Source organism: Alcaligenes sp., from assembly GCF_050255915.1.
Taxonomy (GTDB): Bacteria; Pseudomonadota; Gammaproteobacteria; order Burkholderiales; family Burkholderiaceae_B; genus Alcaligenes; species Alcaligenes aquatilis.
In genome coordinates this window covers 160,800-180,589 of record NZ_JBFWIQ010000008.1, presented here as the reverse complement: position 1 = coordinate 180,589, position 19,790 = coordinate 160,800, and the positions used below count along the sequence as shown (strand labels likewise).

General features: G+C 55.6%; 18 protein-coding genes and 1 riboswitch. Of the genes, 16 read left to right on the top strand and 2 right to left on the bottom strand.

Features of this window, described 5'->3' with window-relative positions; translation table 11 throughout:
* Window position 1 precedes the first annotated feature (1 nt).
* From soxZ to AB7E06_RS12145, 12 genes are all read left to right on the top strand, one after another.
* The gene (gene soxZ, locus AB7E06_RS12200; protein WP_094196179.1) at window positions 2-328 is read left to right on the top strand and encodes a thiosulfate oxidation carrier complex protein SoxZ; all 327 of its coding nucleotides are present in this window, start codon (window positions 2-4) and stop codon (window positions 326-328) included.
* Window positions 329-492: 164 nt separating this feature from the next.
* Window positions 493-846, top strand: a complete 354-nt coding sequence (locus AB7E06_RS12195; RefSeq protein ID WP_249461781.1) for a c-type cytochrome — start codon at window positions 493-495, stop codon at window positions 844-846.
* 2 nt (window positions 847-848) lie between these two features.
* Complete coding sequence (locus AB7E06_RS12190) at window positions 849-2,144, top strand: FCSD flavin-binding domain-containing protein (protein ID WP_395029912.1); 1,296 nt, start codon at window positions 849-851, stop codon at window positions 2,142-2,144.
* A gap of 33 nt (window positions 2,145-2,177) precedes the next feature.
* The gene (locus tag AB7E06_RS12185) at window positions 2,178-3,185 is read left to right on the top strand and encodes a YeeE/YedE family protein (protein WP_427957143.1); all 1,008 of its coding nucleotides are present in this window, start codon (window positions 2,178-2,180) and stop codon (window positions 3,183-3,185) included.
* A 96-nt stretch (window positions 3,186-3,281) separates the two neighbouring features.
* Entirely contained in the window at window positions 3,282-3,764 is a 483-nt protein-coding gene (locus AB7E06_RS12180) for an isochorismatase family protein (protein ID WP_406611848.1), read from the top strand.
* A 298-nt stretch (window positions 3,765-4,062) separates the two neighbouring features.
* The gene (locus AB7E06_RS12175; RefSeq protein WP_406611847.1) at window positions 4,063-5,424 is read left to right on the top strand and encodes an SLC13 family permease; all 1,362 of its coding nucleotides are present in this window, start codon (window positions 4,063-4,065) and stop codon (window positions 5,422-5,424) included.
* 136 nt (window positions 5,425-5,560) lie between these two features.
* On the top strand, window positions 5,561-6,208 hold the full coding sequence (locus tag AB7E06_RS12170) for a hypothetical protein (protein WP_406611846.1): 648 nt from the start codon (window positions 5,561-5,563) through the stop codon (window positions 6,206-6,208).
* A gap of 473 nt (window positions 6,209-6,681) precedes the next feature.
* Window positions 6,682-8,343 (top strand): PepSY-associated TM helix domain-containing protein, encoded by a 1,662-nt coding sequence (locus AB7E06_RS12165; protein ID WP_166727070.1) that lies wholly within the window; start codon window positions 6,682-6,684, stop codon window positions 8,341-8,343.
* Window positions 8,340-8,636, top strand: a complete 297-nt coding sequence (locus tag AB7E06_RS12160) for a DUF3649 domain-containing protein (RefSeq protein ID WP_108727225.1) — start codon at window positions 8,340-8,342, stop codon at window positions 8,634-8,636. Before AB7E06_RS12165 ends, AB7E06_RS12160 begins: the two co-directional genes overlap by 4 nt.
* Window positions 8,633-9,643: a DUF3325 domain-containing protein gene (locus AB7E06_RS12155; RefSeq protein ID WP_427957139.1), complete on the top strand. Its 1,011-nt coding sequence runs from the start codon at window positions 8,633-8,635 to the stop codon at window positions 9,641-9,643. The genes AB7E06_RS12160 and AB7E06_RS12155 overlap by 4 nt, the downstream gene beginning before the upstream one ends.
* Window positions 9,644-10,166: 523 nt before the next feature.
* The gene (gene aqpZ / locus AB7E06_RS12150; RefSeq protein ID WP_094196172.1) at window positions 10,167-10,865 is read left to right on the top strand and encodes an aquaporin Z; all 699 of its coding nucleotides are present in this window, start codon (window positions 10,167-10,169) and stop codon (window positions 10,863-10,865) included.
* A gap of 228 nt (window positions 10,866-11,093) precedes the next feature.
* Window positions 11,094-11,183, top strand: a riboswitch (glycine riboswitch).
* 378 nt (window positions 11,184-11,561) lie between these two features.
* The gene (locus tag AB7E06_RS12145; RefSeq protein WP_094196171.1) at window positions 11,562-12,968 is read left to right on the top strand and encodes an amino acid permease; all 1,407 of its coding nucleotides are present in this window, start codon (window positions 11,562-11,564) and stop codon (window positions 12,966-12,968) included.
* 79 nt (window positions 12,969-13,047) lie between these two features.
* Here the strand turns inward: AB7E06_RS12145 and AB7E06_RS12140 are convergent, their stop codons facing one another.
* Entirely contained in the window at window positions 13,048-14,187 is a 1,140-nt protein-coding gene (locus AB7E06_RS12140) for a mechanosensitive ion channel family protein (RefSeq protein ID WP_427957137.1), read from the bottom strand.
* Between the two features lie 50 nt (window positions 14,188-14,237).
* Between AB7E06_RS12140 and AB7E06_RS12135 the strand changes: the two genes are divergently transcribed.
* From AB7E06_RS12135 to AB7E06_RS12120, 4 genes are all read left to right on the top strand, one after another.
* Window positions 14,238-14,738, top strand: a complete 501-nt coding sequence (locus AB7E06_RS12135; protein ID WP_094196170.1) for a TRAP transporter small permease subunit — start codon at window positions 14,238-14,240, stop codon at window positions 14,736-14,738.
* Window positions 14,728-16,050, top strand: coding sequence for a TRAP transporter large permease (locus AB7E06_RS12130; protein ID WP_094196169.1), 1,323 nt, complete (start codon window positions 14,728-14,730; stop codon window positions 16,048-16,050). The genes AB7E06_RS12135 and AB7E06_RS12130 overlap by 11 nt, the downstream gene beginning before the upstream one ends.
* Before the next feature lie 17 nt (window positions 16,051-16,067).
* Window positions 16,068-17,168 carry a TRAP transporter substrate-binding protein DctP gene (dctP, locus tag AB7E06_RS12125; RefSeq protein ID WP_094196168.1) on the top strand — a complete coding sequence of 367 codons (1,101 nt, stop codon included), beginning with the start codon at window positions 16,068-16,070 and terminating at the stop codon, window positions 17,166-17,168.
* A gap of 87 nt (window positions 17,169-17,255) precedes the next feature.
* Window positions 17,256-18,413: an iron-containing alcohol dehydrogenase gene (locus AB7E06_RS12120; protein ID WP_121738578.1), complete on the top strand. Its 1,158-nt coding sequence runs from the start codon at window positions 17,256-17,258 to the stop codon at window positions 18,411-18,413.
* A gap of 164 nt (window positions 18,414-18,577) precedes the next feature.
* Here AB7E06_RS12120 and AB7E06_RS12115 read toward each other — a convergent pair whose 3' ends face one another.
* A complete protein-coding gene (locus AB7E06_RS12115) occupies window positions 18,578-19,762 on the bottom strand; it encodes a cytochrome-c peroxidase (RefSeq protein WP_395029908.1) in 1,185 nt (394 codons plus the stop codon).
* Window positions 19,763-19,790: the final 28 nt, after the last annotated feature.

Genomic DNA, 19,790 nt, shown 5'->3' with positions numbered 1-19,790 from the left:
CATGAGTAAACCACGTATCTGGATCAGCAATGCCACGCCCAAGGCGGGCGAAATGGTGCGCGTGCGCGCCCTGGTCGAACACCGCATGGAAAGTGGCCTGCGCTTAAGTAAAGACGGCCAGGTTGTGCCACGCAACATCATCCACGAATTCAAGGCCACCTTGAACGGCGAGCCCTTGTTCAACTGGTTTCCAGAAACAGCGATCTCCCAAAACCCGTACATTGAATTCACCTTTGTCGCGCGGCACTCCGGGGCTCTGGAAATGAGCTGGACGGACGATCAAGGCGCCGTCATTACGGGCCAGACTGCGCTGAGCATCAGCGGCTGACTGCGGGCCACTTGCTGCCAGACGCCCTGACCTGCCCCATTCAGCGCCCCTACCGGGCGCTGAGTTCATAACAGCGCTCTATATAGTCATACAGGGTGGGCTTAACGGTAATGCTACGCTGGCGTCCTTTCCTACAACGAAGCACATTGACAAGAAGCATGCCCATGTCCCTCTCTCTGGTAGGTCGTCTCCTTATTGCCCCCGCCTTGTTAGCGGCCAGCAGCGCCGCCGCGCCGGCCTGGGCCAGTTCCACACTGGACATCAAAACGGTGGCCAGCTCCTGTGCGAACTGTCACGGCCCAGATGGGCGTTCCACAACCCTCATTCCTTCGTTGGCAGGCCGTCCCGAAGCCACCTTGCTGGAACAGTTGCGCGCCTTTGCCTCGGACACGCCCCCGGCAGGCACCACCATCATGAGTCGTCTGGTCAAAGGCTACCAGGACACAGACCTGGAGGCCCTGGCACGTCATTTCTCTGAAATTCCTTCTACCCCACGCAGCGTTGCGCAAGGACGTTAAGCATGAGCACCCCCTTGAACTCCTCTCGTCGCCAATGGCTGAGCCGTGTCGGTAAAACCAGTGTGGCTGGCCTGGCCCTGAGCACCTTGCCCGTGTACGCACGCAGCAGTTCGGCCCATGTGATTGTGGTCGGTGGCGGCTTTGGCGGTGCAACGGCTGCCCGCTACTTGAAGCGCGGTGATCCATCCCTGAAAGTGACCTTGATTGAACCGGCCACCACTTTCTACACCTGCCCTTTCACCAATCTGTATCTGGCCGGCTTGCGCCGTTTTGAACAGCAAGGCCACGGCTTTGACGATTTGCGCGCCGCCGGGATTGAGGTCATTCACGACCTGGCCACCGCCGTCGACTCCCAAGCCAAGACCGTGACCCTGGCCAAAAGCCAGAAGCTGTCTTACGACAAGCTGCTGCTCTCGCCCGGTATTGATTTTCGCTGGAACACGCTGGAAGGCTATGACCAGGCCGCCTCCTTGCTGGCCCCGCACGCCTGGAAAGCGGGCGATCAAACCCGTTTGCTGAAAAGCCAGCTCGATGCCATGCCCAATGGCGGCACCTTCATTATGGTGGCCCCCGAAAATCCCTTCCGCTGCCCGCCCGGCCCGTACGAGCGCGCCAGCATGGTGGCTCACTACTTCAAACAGCACAAACCCAAATCCAAGATTCTGATTCTGGATGCCAAAGACGGCTTTTCCAAACAAGGCCTGTTCCAGGACGGCTGGAAACAGGTCTACGGCGACATGATCGAATGGGTGCCCTTTTCCAAAGACGGCAAAGTGGCCCGGGTGGATGCCGTCAAACTAAGCGTAGAGACCGAGTTTGGCGAAATCCACAAGGCCGATGTGCTGAACGTCATCCCACCTCAAAAAGCCGGAGCCATTGCCGAGCAGGCCGGTGTCACCAACGCCAGTGGCTGGGTGCCCATTGACCCGCATACCTTCGAGTCCGAGCAGGTCAAGGACATCTATGTGGTGGGCGATGCCACCATTGCCTCGCCCATGCCCAAGTCGGGTTTCTCGGCCAATACACAGGCCAAGCTGGCAGCGACTTCCATCATTAATGCCTTAAGCGGCAAGCCTGCGCCCCAGGCTACGCTAAGCAATACCTGCTACAGTCTGATCGCCCCCGACTATGGCATTTCCGTGGGGCACTTGTACGCCTTTGCCGATGACAAGCTGGCTGAAGCGTCCGGCGGGGTCAGCCCCAAAGAAGCCAGCCCGGCCTTCCGTAAACAGGAAGCCCAGTATGGCGAGGCCTGGTATGCCGCAATCAGTCGTGACATCTGGGGCACCAAAGGCTAAGTGGTTCTAACCCGGTCCTAATAAGCAGCGCACATGATGAATACAGAACTTGTACTGTGGGTCAGCTTGGCCATTGGCCTGCTCTTTGGCATTAGCGGCCAGCTCAGTGGTTTTTGCTTTTATCGTGGCTTGACCGAGCGCTGGTCCGGGCGCAGCGGCTACAAGCTTCAGGGCTTTGCCCTGGCGCTGGCCGTGGCCCTGGCCGGAACACAACTGGCCGCAGGCTATGGCCTGATCAGTCTGGACAAGGCCCTGTATCTGAATCCTACTTTTTCCTGGCTGCTGGTGCCGCTTGGCGGTGTGTTATTTGGTGCAGGCATGACCCTGGCCAATGGCTGTGGCGCCCGTGCTCTGGTCCTGTTAGGACAAGGCAATCTGCGCTCTTTTGTCGTACTGCTTTGTTTAGGCATCACCGCCTACATCACCTTGACAGGCCTGCTGGCGCCGCTGCGCATCAGCGTGGCCCAAGCCACCAGCGTCACCCTGCCTGCGGTCACCCTGTCTGAAGGTCCCATCCGATCTATTGTGATTGCCCTTATCGTCGCCGCCCTGATCGCTTTTGCCTTGCGGCGCCGACAGGACGGCCAACGCCTCAATGACCTGCTGGCCGGAGCATTGATAGGACTGCTGATTGTGGCCGGCTGGCTGACCACGGGCTGGCTGGGCGATGATCCCTTCGAGCCCTTGCCCGTCAGCTCGCTAAGCTTTGTCGCCCCGATTGGTGAAAGCATTCAATACGCCATGATCTCCACCGGCATGAGCCCACGCTTCACCATCCTGATCGTGGTGGGTGTAGTGGTCGGTTCCTTGCTAAGCGCCCTGCTGCGTCGCCACTGGAAACTGGAAGGTTTTGAGTCGCCCCGCCACATGCTGCGCTCCATGGCAGGCGGAGCCTTAATGGGTGTAGGCGGCGTGCTGGCCCTGGGCTGCACCATCGGCCAGGGTTTAAGCGGCCTGTCCACCTTGTCGGCCACCTCCTTGCTGGCGGTGCTCGGCATTATCGTCGGCGCACGCCTGACCTGGACCCGCCCAACAGCCTGACTCCGTGTTTCAATAAGGGCTTGATTGACGGCCCTTCAGACTGCCCAGGCCACCTCCGTCTGGCATCGCTGATGCGCTCTTATTGAGACTCCCGCAATGCGACAGATCCTGCTTGTTGTCGATGTGCAAAGCTGCTTTTCGCCACCTCCGTGGCTAATTGAAGGTATTAACGCCCTGAGCACCCGCCTGCCTTGCGCAGCCTTGATTGAACTGCACGACGAGTCGCAAACGCCCTTTTCCAGCCAGTTGGGTTGGTGTCCGCCGCGCAGTGATCGTTGTCTGGTCGATGCCAAGCAAATCTTCATCAAACATGGCTACGCCCCTAGCCCGGCGGCGATGGAGTATTTGCAGCAATGTCAGGCTGATCGCATTCTGGTCTGCGGCATTCAAACCGATACCTGCGTGCTGGCCGCAGGCTTTGCCTTGTTTGATGCGGGGCTGCACCCTACTCTGATTACGGATCTGACGGTCGGCTCGTCCCTGGATCGCTCCAGCGAGCTGGGTATCAAGCTGTGGAAACATCACTTCGGGCGCACAATTCACAGCAGCGAACTGTTGGCTGAACTGGGCCAGCCATAAACAGCTCGCTTTCACAGCCTGCGCCTCTTCACACCCATCTGATCCCCCCTTCTGTCTACCCTAGCCACAACGCCCCTCACTCGATTCCCAACTCCTGCTGCCCCACTTCCTGAAAACCGCGCCTGTTCCGTGCAAGTACAAGAGCGTGCTAGATGAAAGCTCAACCACCGCGTCCCTGACTAATCATTACGTTTAGCGTAATCATTCAACCATGGGCTTTATTGATAGCCCCATACCGCCACTGATAGGGTCGTTTCCAGAAACCTGCAAAAGGTTCACTTACAAGGAGACGAGACATATGCATTGGCTATCCATTGCCGTATTAGGAGGCATGTTCGTACTGGCAACTGTCTTACCCATCAATATGGGGCTGATTGCTTTTGTAGGCGCTTTTCTGGTGGGTACGCTGGTGGCGGGCATGGGCGCCAAGGAAATCATGGGCGGCTTTCCGGCTGACCTGTTTCTGACCCTGGCCGGTATTACCTATTTGTTCGCGCTGGCTCAAAACAATGGCACGATCAACTGGCTGGTCAGCATGGCTGTGCGAGCCGTGCGTGGCCGCATCGCCGCCATTCCCTGGATCATGTTCCTGATCACGGCCGCATTGACCGCTGTCGGTGCCGTCAGCCCGGCCGCCGTTGCCATCATTGCCCCGATTGCGCTGGGCTTTGCCCGCCAGTACGGCATCAACCCGCTCTTGATGGGTTTGCTGGTGATTCATGGCGCCCAAGGGGGCGGCTTCTCCCCGATCAGTATTTATGGCGGCATCACCAACCGTGTGGTCAGCACCGCCGGTTTGCCCTTGAATGAAATGGCCACCATGATGGCCAGCCTGGGCATCAACCTGGCCGTGTCCATTTTGCTGTTCGTGTGGATGGGTGGTTTGAAGCTGATGCGTCAGAAAGTGGACTTAAGTTCAGCAGACGTAAACGTTGCCCGCGTGGCCCATGGCTCGGGTGGCCCGCAAGTGTTTGGCGACGCTGAAGCCGAGGCCTTGGGCGAAGAGCGCAAGACCGCCCGGAAAAGTCCCGATGCCCTGGTCGAAGCCGGCAATGGTGCCAGCGAGGCCCCGCACTGGTATCGCGTCTTGACCCTGGCAGGCCTGTTTATCCTGGCCGTTCTGACCTTGTTTTTCAAACAGGATATTGGCTTTACCTCGATCACCATCGGTCTGGTACTGACCTTGATGGCCCCCAATCTGCAAAAACGCGCGCTGGGCCAAGTGTCCTGGCCTGAAATCATGCTGATTGTGGGTGTCAGCACCTATGTGGGCGTGATGGAATCCATGGGCACGATTGATTTTGTTGGCCATAGCGTTGCCCAACTGACCTCTCCCTTGATGGCGGCCTTGCTGCTGCTTTTTGTGGGTGCGGTCGTGTCGGCTTTCGCCTCTTCCACCGCCGTGCTGGGTTCGCTGATTCCACTGGCCGTGCCCTTTTTGCAAGGCGATGGCGGCGTGGAGCCGGTGGGCTTTATTGCAGCCATGGCCGTATCCTCCACCATTGTGGACGTCAGCCCCTTCTCCACCAACGGCGCACTGGTACTGGCCAATGCTCAGGGAGTGTCGCGTGACGCCTTCTTCCGTCAGCTTTTACTGTACGGTGCTGCCGTCACGGTTATTGCCCCAGTCGTCGTCTGGCTGCTGTTTGTGGTGCTCTAAAAACACCTGAGCAAACAGAAAAGTACGGCGGGCCCCGATACCTTGGTAGCCGGGGCCTGTTTAATGGAAATTCTTACCGCATCCATGGGCAGTTCAGGTATAAAGACTCGATCCATTTTCAAGCGAGCCGCACAACATGAGCCTGACAGCAGAATGTGACGACTACTTCAAACAAGTCGAACAAGGCCTGTATGCCGAGCGCTTCGATCAGGAAGTAAACTTGCTCCCCTTCGTTCAGGCCCAAGCCTTCAGTGAACAGTTCAGCGGCCACCCCACGCTGGACGCCCTGGGCGGTCTGATTCTGGACGATCCCGATACCAGCAGTCACCATGTCTGGGTCTGCAAATCCCCACTGGCCGGGCAGGTGTTTTACCTATCCCACGACGACGACAGCCGCATTGTATTCCCGTCTTTGTCAGCCTTTCTGACGGCAGCCCAACAGGCGCTGGAACGGTCTTGTTGCTTGAGTGAGCTGCATCCATCACACACACCCTTGTGTCCTGATCAAACGGGCTTGAGCAATTTCATCACCCATTTGTGCGGGAACGATGAACATGAAGAAATCGCTATCCCGCTCATTCCCAGCCTGGACTTGCAAGACTTTCCTTTGCTAAGAAGGCTGGCCAGCGCCGACAACTTCTTTTTAAGCGAAGTCTTGGCGCAGGAAATCAAAAAACGGCCTCGGGCCGATTTACTGACCATTGCCGAACTATGCAGTGCCCATCCTCATCCGCAGGCCGCAAAAGCGGGGGTGGCCGCTTTACGTGCGATTAAAGCGCTATAAGCCATAAGATTGGGTAGTAGGGGGGTTATGCCTGCAAAGCCTATTCCCTTCTGCCCCTCCCCGGCGGTCAGTCCTCAGCCTAAGGTACGTCAGCCTGGAGCCGACAAGGTTTACTCCCTTCCAAGTCCCACCAGCCCCGCCCCCTCAACTGCGCCCTCCCCCCTATGGGAAACGCCAAAACAGCTATGGCGTCGCATTGATTTCTGAATAAAACCTTGAATCCTGGCAAATTCTCACACCGTAATGAGAATGATTGCTATTATTTTGCCGTTGTTTTAAGCCTGATGCCTTCTTTCCTTCTCTGTCACCCGCTTTTCGCGTCCTGAAAAACGCGGCTTGCGTGACGAGTGCAGCGTCCAAGAAGAGCGGATTCCATCCGTCACCCGCAGCGGCCAGGCAAGCACGGCTTTTCTCAGTTTTCCAGTTATCAATCCAGCACCCGGAGACGGTGCTGAAGTAGGAGGCGCGTCAGCGTGAAAGAGTCATTTCGCCAATGTATGGCATGGCTGCATACCTGGGTCGGTCTGGTAGTGGGCTGGATCCTGTTTTTCGTCTTCGTCACGGGCACGGCAGGCTATGTAGACGATGAAATCACCCGCTGGATGGAGCCCGAGCGTCCCTTGCCCATGCAAGTTCTACCCGAGCAATCCAGCCAGATGCTGAATCAGGCCCTGACGCAGCTACAAACACATGCCCCGGCAGACTCCAAAGCCTGGACCATTACCCTGCCGCATCAAGCCCTGAACCCACGTGCCACGCACGGGCTGTCCATTGCCTGGGAAGAAATGTCCCAACCCGGTCAGCGTGGCCGTCGCGGGGTCGAGGAACTGGACCCGGTCACCGGCCAGATTCAACCAGAAACAGAACCCCGCGCCACCGCTGGTGGCACGGGTCTGTATCGCATGCACTATGCGCTGCACTACATGCCGTACCCCGTCGCTATCTGGCTGGTCGGTATCTGCACCATGCTGATGCTGTTGGCCGTCATGACGGGCGTGGTGACACACAAAAAGATCTTTACTGACTTTTTCACCTTCAGACCCGGCAAGGGACAACGCTCCTGGCTGGACGCACACAATATCGTCAGCGTGATGTCCCTGCCCTTTTTCCTGATGATTACCTACACGGGCCTGATCTTTTTCATGTCCTTCTATATGCCGACCGGACGAGAGATCATGTATGGCGCAACAGAGGAAGGACGACAAGCTTACTTCCAGGATATTCGCCAGCAAAAACATGACTTCCTGCCCGTCAGCATGCCGCAGGCTCCGTTAAGCGCGATGATGCACAGCGCTGAACAAACCTGGGGCAAGAACAGCATTGCCTCGGTACACATTACGCATCCGGCAGATAGCCAAGCTTATGTAGAACTGCGCCGCACCGGCGTGACGGGCGTGTACTGGACCCGTGCCGAAACCCTGCGCTTTAACGCCATCGATGGCAGCGCCATGAAGCCGGACAACACGAGCAATATCACGGGGGACACACACCGCGTGCTGCTGGCCTTGCACGAAGGCGCATTTGCCGAATGGTGGTTGCGCTGGCTATACCTTATCTCGGGCTTGCTGGGCTGCGCCGTTATTGGAACGGGCCTGGTGCTGTGGACCGTAAAACGCCGCACCCACCATCAAAAGCGCCTGTCCAAAGCCACCGCGCTGAGCGTATCCGAGCGCTTTGATGCGGCGGGCCTGCGTCTGGTGGAAATCCTGAATGCCGGAACCCTGGCCGGTTTGCCGCTAGGTCTGGCCGCCTACTTCTGGGCCAACCGCCTCTTGCCGGTCACTATGGCCGACCGCGCCGCCTGGGAATTTCATGCGCTGTTTCTGGTCTGGGGCTGGTCCTTCCTGTATGCCTGCTGGCGACCCTTGAAGCGCGCCTGGCTGGAACTGCTCTACCTGACAGCCGCCGCCTATGGCCTGATTCCCGTCCTGAACCTGCTGACGACCGACCGCCATCTGGGCGTTACCGTCACCCATGGCGACTGGGGGCTAGCAGGCTTTGACCTGAGCATGCTTGGCCTGGCCGCCATCTTTATCTATATCGCCGTAAAAATGAAACGCAAATGGCACATTGCCAGCCTGTCTAAAAAAACCGCAACCCCTGCCAACTTGCATACTGCGGGAGTGAACGGATGAGTGGACTGACTCCTCGTTACCGCCTGCAAGTGTTGTCGCGCATCGTGGCCGCCACGGTGGGTGGCTACGCCTTGGCAGACGCCGCCACCGTATTGCTGACCTTGCTCTGGCCTTTGCCCAGAGCCCAGGCTGTCCTGGCGGCCAATATGTTGAGCTTTGTCTGGTACACCATCGCCGTCATGTGGGTGTTCAGTACCAAAAGTGCCACTCGCGCCTGGTTGGGCATGGTGCTGCCTACCGCTTTGATCGCCTTGCTCTGCTTTCTGGTGATGCCGGAAGGAGGGCTGCCATGAGCAATACCAGCCTGTGGCTGAATCTGGCCGTATTTATCAGCAGTCTGGCGGGCTTTATCTGCCTGGCCTTGGCCAGCGATCGCCAGGGTGAATTTCTGCTGCATCGCGCGCCTCGCAAACAGGAAAGGCGGATCTTTCGTTTAATCGGCTGGCCTTTTCTGGCCGTGGCTTGGCTCTTGTGCTGGCAAGGCTGGGGCTGGAGCATCGGCACGGTTGCCTGGCTGGGCTGGCTGACCATGGCCGGCGCCGGACTGACCTTTTACCTGCCCTGGTGGCCTTGGCAGGAAAAGAAACCTGTGCGGGCCAAACCTGCGCCAGTTGCGAAGGCAGCGCCTAAAGCGGTTGGAGCGGTTGGAGCGGTTGGAGCGGTTGGAGCGGTTGGAGCGGTTGGAGCGGACAATACTGCATCGACATCAAGTGACGCTATAGCTGGGAAAAATGGAGTGGCGGCGGCAAATTCAAGCACTGCTTCAACTACCGCTGGCGCTACACGTACAGAGCCTACTAAAGCTGGAGTGGCACCCACAGCATCACGATTTTCCACACGCAGCCTGGTTTTTGCCAGCACCCTTCTGGCCATCCCTGCTGCCTTCGTGATTTATCTGACGCAGCAAGGCCCGCAGCCTGTCTTTGGCAACAATGCTCTGCAAAGTCAGATTGGTCCGTGGTCGTTTGCACTGGCTGAAACGAATGACCAAGCCCCTATCAGCGGGCCCACCGGCGCACATCGCAAAGCGTTCCAGATTCGCTTTTGCCAAGCCTGCGACCCGCATATACGCCGCGCCTACCTGCAAGTCAGCAAGCCCGAGCCTATGCCTACACCCCGTCAGGCGTTTAACAGCACACGCTGGACACGATCGGTAGAAATTGCGATCCCGCCCAATAGTGAGGTTGAGCATCAACTATGGCTAACTGTAGAAGCCAAGAATGGAGAAATCTACCATCAGGCTTTTGATTTCCACCAGGTATCACCCGTGACAGCGGCTTTCATTGAGCAAATGCCGTAAGCGTGACCTAAACCGAAAGGGCCAAGCATCTTGGCCCTTTTTTTATTTCTACTCAATTCAGATTTTCCACTGATCCTCACTAGCCAATGTTTAAAAAGCAAAACACATCAAGAAAACATAAAACCAATAAAGACGTCAGAATAAATACGTCCAAAAATCCGCCTCCTCAATTACTGAAAATCTAAACTCGTAAACAAAGCATCAAATAACTATTTATATAAACAACCTTCCCTGTTTCATCTTTATTTCGCACCCCTGATTTTTATATTTCATTCAAAGCAAATAAAAATTAGCCCACAAATTACTTATAACGCCATCCCAAAAAGCAGCAATTCTTCGCAATTCCAACAAAACCCTGCATCTGACACAAACTGCCACTTTAAACATATTCCTCACATTTACTATAAAAAAACACCACCCTCAACAAAGGAAAACTTTTGACAGTTGTTTTCCTTTCCTTCAGTGGGTGAACCGTGCTTATCGCTAGAATGCTGCCGTGTTACATCACTAACAGGGCCATATCATGTCTTTAATTAAACGATGCACCGCAGAAACGCTGGGCACTTTCTGGCTGGTCTTTGGGGGCTGCGGAAGTGCGATCTTTGCCGCTGCCTATCCTGAACTGGGAATTGGTTTTGCCGGAGTAGCCTTGGCCTTTGGCCTGACCTTGCTGACCATGTGCTATGCCATTGGCAATATCTCTGGTTGCCACATCAATCCGGCTGTCACGCTGGGGCTGGTCGCTGGCGGACGCTTCCCCGCTCGTGACGCTATTCCCTACATCCTTGCCCAAGTTATCGGCGGCCTGCTGGCCGGCGGCGTTCTGTACCTGATCGCCAGCGGCAAAGCCGGCTTTGATCCCGTGGCAGGCTTTGCCTCCAACGGCTTTGGCGAGCACTCGCCAGGCAATTACAGCCGCAACGCGGCCCTGATCGCAGAAATTGTGCTGACCGCCTTCTTCCTGTTCATCATCATGGGTGCGACTCACAAGCGTGGTCACGCTGGCCTGGCCGGTGTGGCGATTGGTCTGGCGCTGACCTTGATTCACCTGATCAGCATCCCCATCACCAACACCTCCGTGAACCCTGCCCGTTCCACCGGCGTGGCCTTTTTCCAAGGCACCTGGGCCATGGAACAGTTGTGGCTGTTCTGGGTGGCCCCCTTGATTGGTGGTGTGATCGGCGCCTTGGTGTATCGCTTTTTACATGCCAACGACGAGTAAGCAACACTGACATCGGCATGCAGAACTAAAGAGCCGCATCGTCTGGAGCAAGGCAACCAGCCCGATTCAAGACAATGCGGCTCTGTGCAAAGGACGCATCCTTGGTGACGTCACGGCAAAATGCCCAGCACAAACCTCGCCGATAAACAAGAACCATTCTCATCAATCACCTACAGGTTAACGATAGTAGTCATCGCTTTTTACCTGTCTATACAATAGCGACGTCAATAACGGTTCAGGTGAGAGTCTTCACCTTGATGAAGCGCCGACGGAGCAACGACCCCGGAATCTCTCAGGCAAAAGAATCTTGAACCCTTGACGTTCTGGAGAGAGGCACATCAGTGCCCACCGAAGGGGACCGTCGCCCGCCGATGGATAAGCTCTCAGGTAAACGGACAGAGGGGGTACAAAGGCCATATGGTCTTTGTCCACCTATTTGTCCGGAGCCTATTTATGAGCAGATAGTCAGGCGCCTTGTCTGACCGCCTGGCACACCACCCCTTTATTCCCATTTTTATTCGCACGCAGGTCTGTTTTGGCATTTCATGTCGTCAGAACAAGGAGGACTGCTGTGCGCTCCCTACTTTATGTAGATCGGCATCAAGAAAACCGTTCTTGAGGACGGGTTGTGCCCATTGTTTTCTCGCAGCACAGTCATAATTACGCATTTGAACGAAAAAAAACTAGGAGTACAGTGTGTCTCAGCAACATTCATCTGGACTGCAACGCTCGTTGAAAAACCGGCATCTGCAACTGATAGCCATTGGAGGCGCTATCGGTACCGGGCTATTTATGGGATCAGGCCGCACTATTAGTCTGGCCGGACCCTCGGTCTTGTTTACCTACATGATCATCGGCTTCTTTTTATTTTTTGTTATGCGGGCAATGGGAGAATTGCTCCTGCATAACCTGGAATACAAATCTTTTGTGGATTTTTCCGCCGATATTCTCGGGCCCACCATGGGCTACTTTCTAGGCTGGAGTTACTGGTTCTGCTGGGTAGTTATTGGCATTGCCGATATTGTCGCCATTACCGGCTATACCCAATTCTGGTGGCCGGACATTCCACTGTGGCTACCCGGTCTGGCTTGTATTGCCTTTTTGCTGATCTTTAACCTGCTGTCGGCCAAATTGTTTGGCGAGCTCGAGTTCTGGTTTGCCCTGGTCAAGATCATTGCCATCGTGGCACTGATTGGTGTGGGCGCGTACCTGCTGTTTACCGGCTTTGTGGGCCCAACCGGCGAAAAAGCCAGCCTGACCCATTTATGGGATCGCGGCGGGATGTTTCCCAATGGTTTGAATGGTTTCTTTGCCGCTTTCCAGATCGCCATCTTTGCTTTTGTGGGTATCGAACTGGTGGGTACCGCCTCGGCTGAAACGGCTGACCCTGCCAAGAACCTGCCCAAAGCCATCAACAAGATTCCGGTTCGCGTGATTGTGTTTTACGTGTTGGCCCTGACCGCCATCATGACCGTCACCCCTTGGGATATTGTCGCGCCCAACAAGAGTCCGTTTGTAAATATGTTCTTGCTGATTGGCGTAGGTGCAGCAGCGGCCATCATTAACTTTGTGGTGCTGACCTCGGCCCTGTCGTCCGCCAATAGCGGCATGTTCTCCACGGGCCGCATGTTGTACGGTCTGTCCAAGAACAAGCTGGCTCCCGAAGCCTTCAGCCAACTGTCGCGTAACGGTACTCCCCGCAATGGTCTGATCTATTCGTGCGCCCTTTTGCTGTCCAGCCTGTTCCTGCTATACGCAGAAGGCGATGTGATGCGTGTGTTCACAATTGTGACCACCGTGGCCAGCATCTGCTTTATCTTTGTCTGGGCCGTGATCCTGATCACCTACCTGAAGTACCGCCGGGTTCGTCCTGAGGCACACGCTGCATCAAGCTACAAAATGCCCTTTGCCATTCCCATGTGCTATCTGACTCTGGTGTTCTTTGCCTTTGCGCTGTACCTGTTCAGCCAGGAAGAAGAAACCCTGATCGGCCTGATTGCCACACCTTTCTGGTTCCTGGCTCTGCTTATTTGCCTGCCTTTCTACAAGAAACGCATGAAACAAGATCTGGCCCTGAGTCTGGCGACGCAAAGCGTACGCTAAACCAAGCAGGACACAGCACAGTGCGCCCCCGCACTGTGCTGCCGCCACCGGGACTGGCCGTACTGCTGGACCTGTGTGTTTACTCGGTCCGGGCTGCCCCTTCTGGCTCGCCCCCCTTCGCCACATACAAAGTCTGACTGGGGAAGGCAAAATCGGCACCGTGCTGCTGCACAATATCAATAATCTTCAAATACACATCCTGCTGAATGCCCAACCACTCGGCCCACTGAGTTGTTTTGGTAAAGCAATACACCATGATGTTCAGTGATGAGTCTGCAAAGGCATTGAAATAGACCAGCGTCGTCTGTGTCTGATCAATATCAGGGTGTTGAGCCAGCATCTGGCCAATATCATCCACAATACCGCGCAGCTTGCCGGCATCCTCATACCGTAACCCCACCTCGGTATTGATCCGCCTATTCGTCATGCGCCCCGGGTTTTCCACACTGATGGAAGAAAACAAGGAGTTGGGCACATAAAGCGGCCGTTTATCAAACGTCATGATCTTGGTCAGGCGCCAACCAATCTCAACCACCGTCCCTTCAATATTGCGATCAGGCGAACGTATCCAGTCGCCAATCTTGAACTGACGATCAAAGTACAACATGGCACCGGAGAAGACATTGCTCAAAATATCCTTGCCTGCCATACCGATCGCAATGCCGCCGATACCGCCAAAGGCCAACAGTCCGGACATACTTAATCCGAAGTGCTCGCCAAAAAACAGCAACATGAGAACAAATGCGCCGAACTTCAACACCCGTGCAATCAGGCGTGCCGAGGTCGGATCCCCCCCTTTGCTAAGCTGCGTTTTCTCCAGACGGTTGATCAACAGCGATAGCGTATGCATCAACACCGCCGCTGCCGTCAGCACAGCCACAAAATCGACCATGCGCGGTGTCACCAACGTCACGTGGTAATCGGCAATAGCCATGTTTACGTACTGGCGGGCAACCGCAATGGCGCCGTACAACAAGCCCAACTGCACGATTTGCGCGATGACATTGTGCGACCACTTGCGCCGACGATGTCTCATAAAAGCCAGAATAAATGCCGCCAGCAAGCAGGCCAGAAAGATCCCCATACCTGTCAGGTATTTGATCAACAAGGTGTGATCCTGCACTTTTCCTCCAATTGCGCCGTCCTTGGCCAAGCGATTATAACGAGTTAGGTTTACGTAAGGGTAAACCCACGTTGTGACAGGGCTTGCCTTGCTCATAGACTAAACCGTCAGTCTGAAACAATAACAATTCGCGCCAAAGGAAAACGATGGTTTTAAAGGCTATTGACTCACTCAATGAATTCATCGGCAAAATCCTCTCATTTATCGCCATTATTTTTGCCACCATTATTATTTATGAAGTGTTCATGCGATATGTGCTCAATCAGCCTACCCGATGGACATTTGATGCCACCAAACAGCTCTACGGTTTTTACTTTTTGATGTTGGGCGCCTATGCCCTCAAGCATCAATCTCATGTCCGCGTTGACCTGCTGATCCAAAAGTTTTCCCCTACCGCTCGCAAATGGACCGAGCTTGCGGGCTACCTCATTTTCTTCTTCCCCTTCGCCTGGGTATTTCTGACTCGCAGCTATGAGTTTGCCATGCGTTCTTTGGCCCAAGGTGAAACGACCTACGGCGCCGTTCAACTGCCCGTTTACCCACTGAAGATTTCCATGGTGGTGGCTGCCGCCCTGTTGCTGATTCAAGGTATTGCCGAGGTAATCCGTCTGCTGACCCAAAAGGAGCCCGGCCATCATGACGCCTGAGTTGATTGCACTGCTGATGGGTGGCCTGCTGTTGCTGGGCCTATTCATGGGCCATCCCTTGGCTTTCGTTCTGGGTGGAACAGCCGTTATTGGTACGCTCATTGCCGGCAAACCCATGGTCTTGGGCATTGTCGTCAACCGCATCTATGGCGATGTTCTGGACAACTACACGCTGATCGCCATTCCCTTGTTCATCTTGATGGCCCGCTTTCTGTCCGACTCGGAAGTCACGGACAAGATGTTCGAGGCCTTGCGACTCTTGATGTCGCGGGTGCGCGGTGGCCTGGCACTTGCCGTTGTTTTTCTCTCCATTTTGCTGGCGGCGACCACCGGCATTATCGGCGCCTCTATCACCGTCACCGGCATGATGGCATTACGCCCCATGCTGAAATATGGCTATTGCCCCAAGCTGACCACCGGCGTGATCGCCGCCTCGGGGTGCCTGGGCATTTTGATCCCACCGTCCATCATGCTGATCCTGATGGCCAGCTACTCACCGCTGTCCATTGGCGAGCTGTTTGCAGGCGCCCTGATTCCAGGCGTGCTACTGGGTTTGCTCTATGCCGCCTGGGTCGTCTTTATTGCCTGGCGACACCCCGAACGAGCCCCGTCCGTCGAGCCGGAAGAACAGATCTCAAAACCGGCCCTGATCAAAATGTTGCTCCTGGAGGCCGTCCCACCTATTTTCCTGATTCTGGGTATTTTGGGCTCGATGCTAGCGGGTATTGCAACGGCCACAGAGGCATCAGCCATCGGGGTCTTGCTGTCTTTGCTGATCGTCATTTTCCGAGGCAAATTCCAGTGGCGCACCTTCTTTAATGCCCTGTATGAAACGGGTCGCACCTCGGCCATGATCCTGTTCATTGTGGTCGGTGCCACGGCGTTTACCGGAGTGTTCAACATTACGGGCGGACTGGGTGCGGTCCAGGACATCATGCGCGGCCTGGATATGGAGCCCTGGCTGCTGATCGTGGTGATGCTGCTGATTGTCTTTATCCTGGGCTGTTTCCTGGACTGGACGGGTATTGTGCTGCTGTCCTTCCCCATTCTGTTGCCCATCGTTCAGGAAATGGGAGTCAGCCTGCTGTGGTTTGTTGTTTTGGTTGCTGTTGTGTTGCAAACCTCATTCCTGACCCCTCCTTTTGGATACGCCCTGTTTTATCTGCGTGCCATTACCCCTCCCTCAGTCAAAACTACGGAAATTATTACGGGGGTTATTCCGTTTATTTTCCTGGTCATTCTCATGTGTATATTGATAGCCATTTTCCCCAATCTGGTCACATGGCTACCACACGTGCTGTACGGCAGTTAATACAACTAGGAGACACCATGAAGCCAACAAAAAAGATACTCACCGCACTGACCACGGCCGCTCTGCTCAGCATGACAGGCCTTAGCCAGGCAGCCCCTCAAAAATGGACAATGACCAGCACCTGGCCCGCCTCCATCGAATTAGTGGAGATGGACAAAAAGTGGGTCGAGCTTGCCAATAAGCTGGTCGGCGACGAGCTGAAAATTGAATTTTTTGAAGGCGGCTCTCTTGTCCCAACCGGTGAGGTCTTTAGCGCGGTAGAGTCCGGCACCATTCAGGCCGGTGCCGACTGGCCCGGCTATTGGGCAGGCCGTAACCCAGCCTTCTCCCCGCTGGCCACGCACTCGAGCTTGTTCAATGCCATTGACTATGCCAACTGGATCAAAGAATGGGGCGGTGCAGAGCTCTATAACGAGATTTACGGTAAATACGGCATGGTCTATCTGCCCTATGCCATTACCAATAATGAGTCGGGCTTTCGCACCAACACCCCCATTCGTAACCTGGAAGAGCTAAAAGGCAAGCGCCTGCGCTTATCCGGTCTGGAACAAGGTCAGGTGCTGGAGAAAATCGGTGGCACCCAGGTATCGATGGCCGGCCAGGAGCTGTATCAATCGCTGGAGCGCGGCGTGATTGACGGCGCCGAGTTCTCGACGCCCAACGTGGATGTCTCGGCGGGCCTGCATCAAGTCACCAAGCACTGGTCCACACCTGGCTGGCATCAATCTGCCTCTGTATTTGGCGTCATGATCAATAAAGCGGCCTGGGATGCCTTGAGCGACACCACCAAGGAAAAGCTGAAGATTGCCGCCGACGCAACCATGATGTGGTCCATTGCCTTTACCGAAAAACGAGCCACCGAAGGTTTGCGCACTTTCCAAAAAGCGGGTGTTCAAATCCACCGCATGGATGACGAAAGTCTGAAAACCATTCAGCAGGTAACCAACGAGGTCATGATTTCCGTGGCCTGCAGCAACCCCGATGCCGCCAAAGTCTATGCCAGCCAGATCGAATACCTGCAAGACTACAAAGACTGGCGCGAGACCTCCATGCCCTTTAATCTGGGACGCCCCATTGACGGCCCGGACCTGGAAAAAATCAAGGCCTGCATGAAGTAAGAGCCTGCTCGTTCATGAGTCAGAAAACGATAGTGGTTCGCCACTATCGTTTTTTAACTCGCCAGACCCCGCAACAATGAGACCGTCATGAGTTTGATCTCTTTACCCGGCAGCTTACTGATTGGTGGTGGTGTTCTAGAGCAACTACCCGATTTGCTGCGCTCGATGCACTGCCAGAAAGCGCTTCTCATTACCGACCCCACCATGGTCTCGTTAGGCCATCCACAGCGGGTCCAGACTTTGCTGGCCCAGCACAACATACACTGCGATATCTTTTCCGAGACTGTCCCCGAACCCACCGCCGCCTCGATTCAGGCCGGTGTCGTTCAAGCCAGCAGCGATACGTACGATGTCTTGATTGCCTTGGGCGGTGGCAGCCCGATTGATAGCGCCAAAGCTATTTCCGTTCTGAGCCGTCATGGCGGTACGATCCGAGACTACGCCGTTCCAGCCCACGTCACCCGCAAAGGGCTTGCTCTGATTGCCATCCCCACTACGGCCGGCACCGGCTCTGAGTTCACCCGTTTCACCATCATTACCGACGAACAAAACGACGAAAAGCTACTGTGCACTGGCCCGGCCTTTGTACCGGACGCAGCGCTGATCGACTATGAGTTGACTCTGACAGTCCCGCCGCGCACGACTGCCGACACCGGCATTGACGCCATGACACACGCTATCGAAGCGTATGTCAGTCGCAAGGCCAATGCCTACAGTGACAGCCAGGCCTTGGCGGCAATGAACCTGATCGGTCCCAACCTGGAGCGAGTCTACCAGGACGGTCAAAACCGTCCTGCCCGTGAAGCCATGATGCTTGGAGCGAGCCTGGCAGGTGTTGCCTTTTCTGCCGCTTCAGTGGCGCTGGTGCATGGTATGAGCCGCCCCATCGGCGCCTTCTTTCATGTTCCGCATGGTCTGTCCAATGCCATCCTACTACCGACGGTCACGGCCTTCTCCATCCCGGCAGCCCCTGAACGCTATGCACAATGTGCCCGAGCCTTAGGGTTCGCTGTACCTGAGGATAACGACACCCTGGCCAATCAAAAACTGCTGAGCACATTACATCAACTTAACCAGAACTTGCAGGTTCCCAGCCTACGTGCCCTCGGTATTGAGCAATCACATTTTGACTCTCTACGCCCAACCATGGCCCAACAAGCCCTGGCTTCAGGATCACCCAACAATAACCCCCGGCTTGCGTCTCAAGAAGAGATTGAGGCCCTGTATGCTCAACTCTGGACCTAAGCGGCCTTCAAGAACAGTCGTGTCTTGACCCACTCCTGCTCGTCGCAGCGAAAATAAAAAATAAACCCCAAATCAAAAAACGTGGGGTTCATCAGCAATCTGGATCGTGGTAAACACGATCGTTTTTTTTGTGCCCGCCAGTCAGGTTTGGCCTGCTTTGATCTCTACAAGACCTCCAGAAAAGCACGTAAAGCCTGGATTTCCTCGTCACTCAAGTTCAGCTCCCGGATCCGTTCAGACTTGCGCGGCACCAATGGACCGGTTTCTTTAGGGTCCGGGCCCATTGCCGCATCGTACATACGCAGCAGGCCGTCCAGACTAGGGAACAAACCATTGTGCATCCAGGGACCGGCCTTGGCGACATTACGCAAACTGGGAGTGCGGAACAAGCCCAGATCAGCGGGGTCTCGGCTCCACTCGAACCGCCCCAGATCCTGCAAACGACGTCCATAAAAAGACAGGCCAATATTGTGAAAACCGTTGTCCGTCAACATGGGGCCGTTATGACAGTTCATGCAACGCGCCTTGGTACGAAACAGATGCAGGCCGATCAGCTCCTGATCATTCAAAGCGGCCGTATCCCCGGCGATAAAGTCATCAAAGCGCGTTGCTGCCGGACGGAGGGTGACTACATAAGCGGCCAAGGCTCGGGCCAATCGCGCGGCGTCGATGGGATTGGATGAGGATGCGCCAAAGGCTTGTTGAAATGCCTGTCTATAGTCCTCTGACTCCTGCAAACGCGGCATCAAGTCACTCAAGGCATGGTTCATTTCCAGCGGATTTTCAATAGGGCCAACAACTTGCTCCTGCAAGGTGTTGGCACGGCCATCCCAGAACAAAGCTTTGGCAAACGGCGCAGCAAACAAGGGCGGAGTACGGCGCTTACCCATCAAGCCGTCCTCCCCGACGGCGGAGGCTTTGCCATCGGTAAAGGACTTGTCCGGCTGATGACAGGACGCACAAGAAATCTGCTTTTTGCGGGACAGTTGCTTATCAAAAAATAACCGGGCACCCAAGGAGACAATCTGTGTGTTCCTGGCATCCTCTGCCGCCTGGGGCTGGGCGCTGGAGCCCGGCCCCGGCACGGGCCCCCACTCTTGCCAGGGCTGCCCCGGATCAATAGTGGGCGCAGGCCATTGAGCGGGGACATTTTTATAGAGGATGCGTAGACACTCGGCCTCCAGCCTGTCCTTAGCTCCACAGGATTGCTCTGTTATCTCCGACGCGGAAGGCCCCGTAGTGAGCACAGGAGCAGAAGCTAAACCTGAGCCAAGCTTCTGGTCCGCTCCTGTCTCCACTCCCCCCGCCGCGCAAGCGGCTCCTGGCAGCACGGTTGCCAGTGCCACCATCAGCAAACTTGCGCCTGCTCGCCCCCCT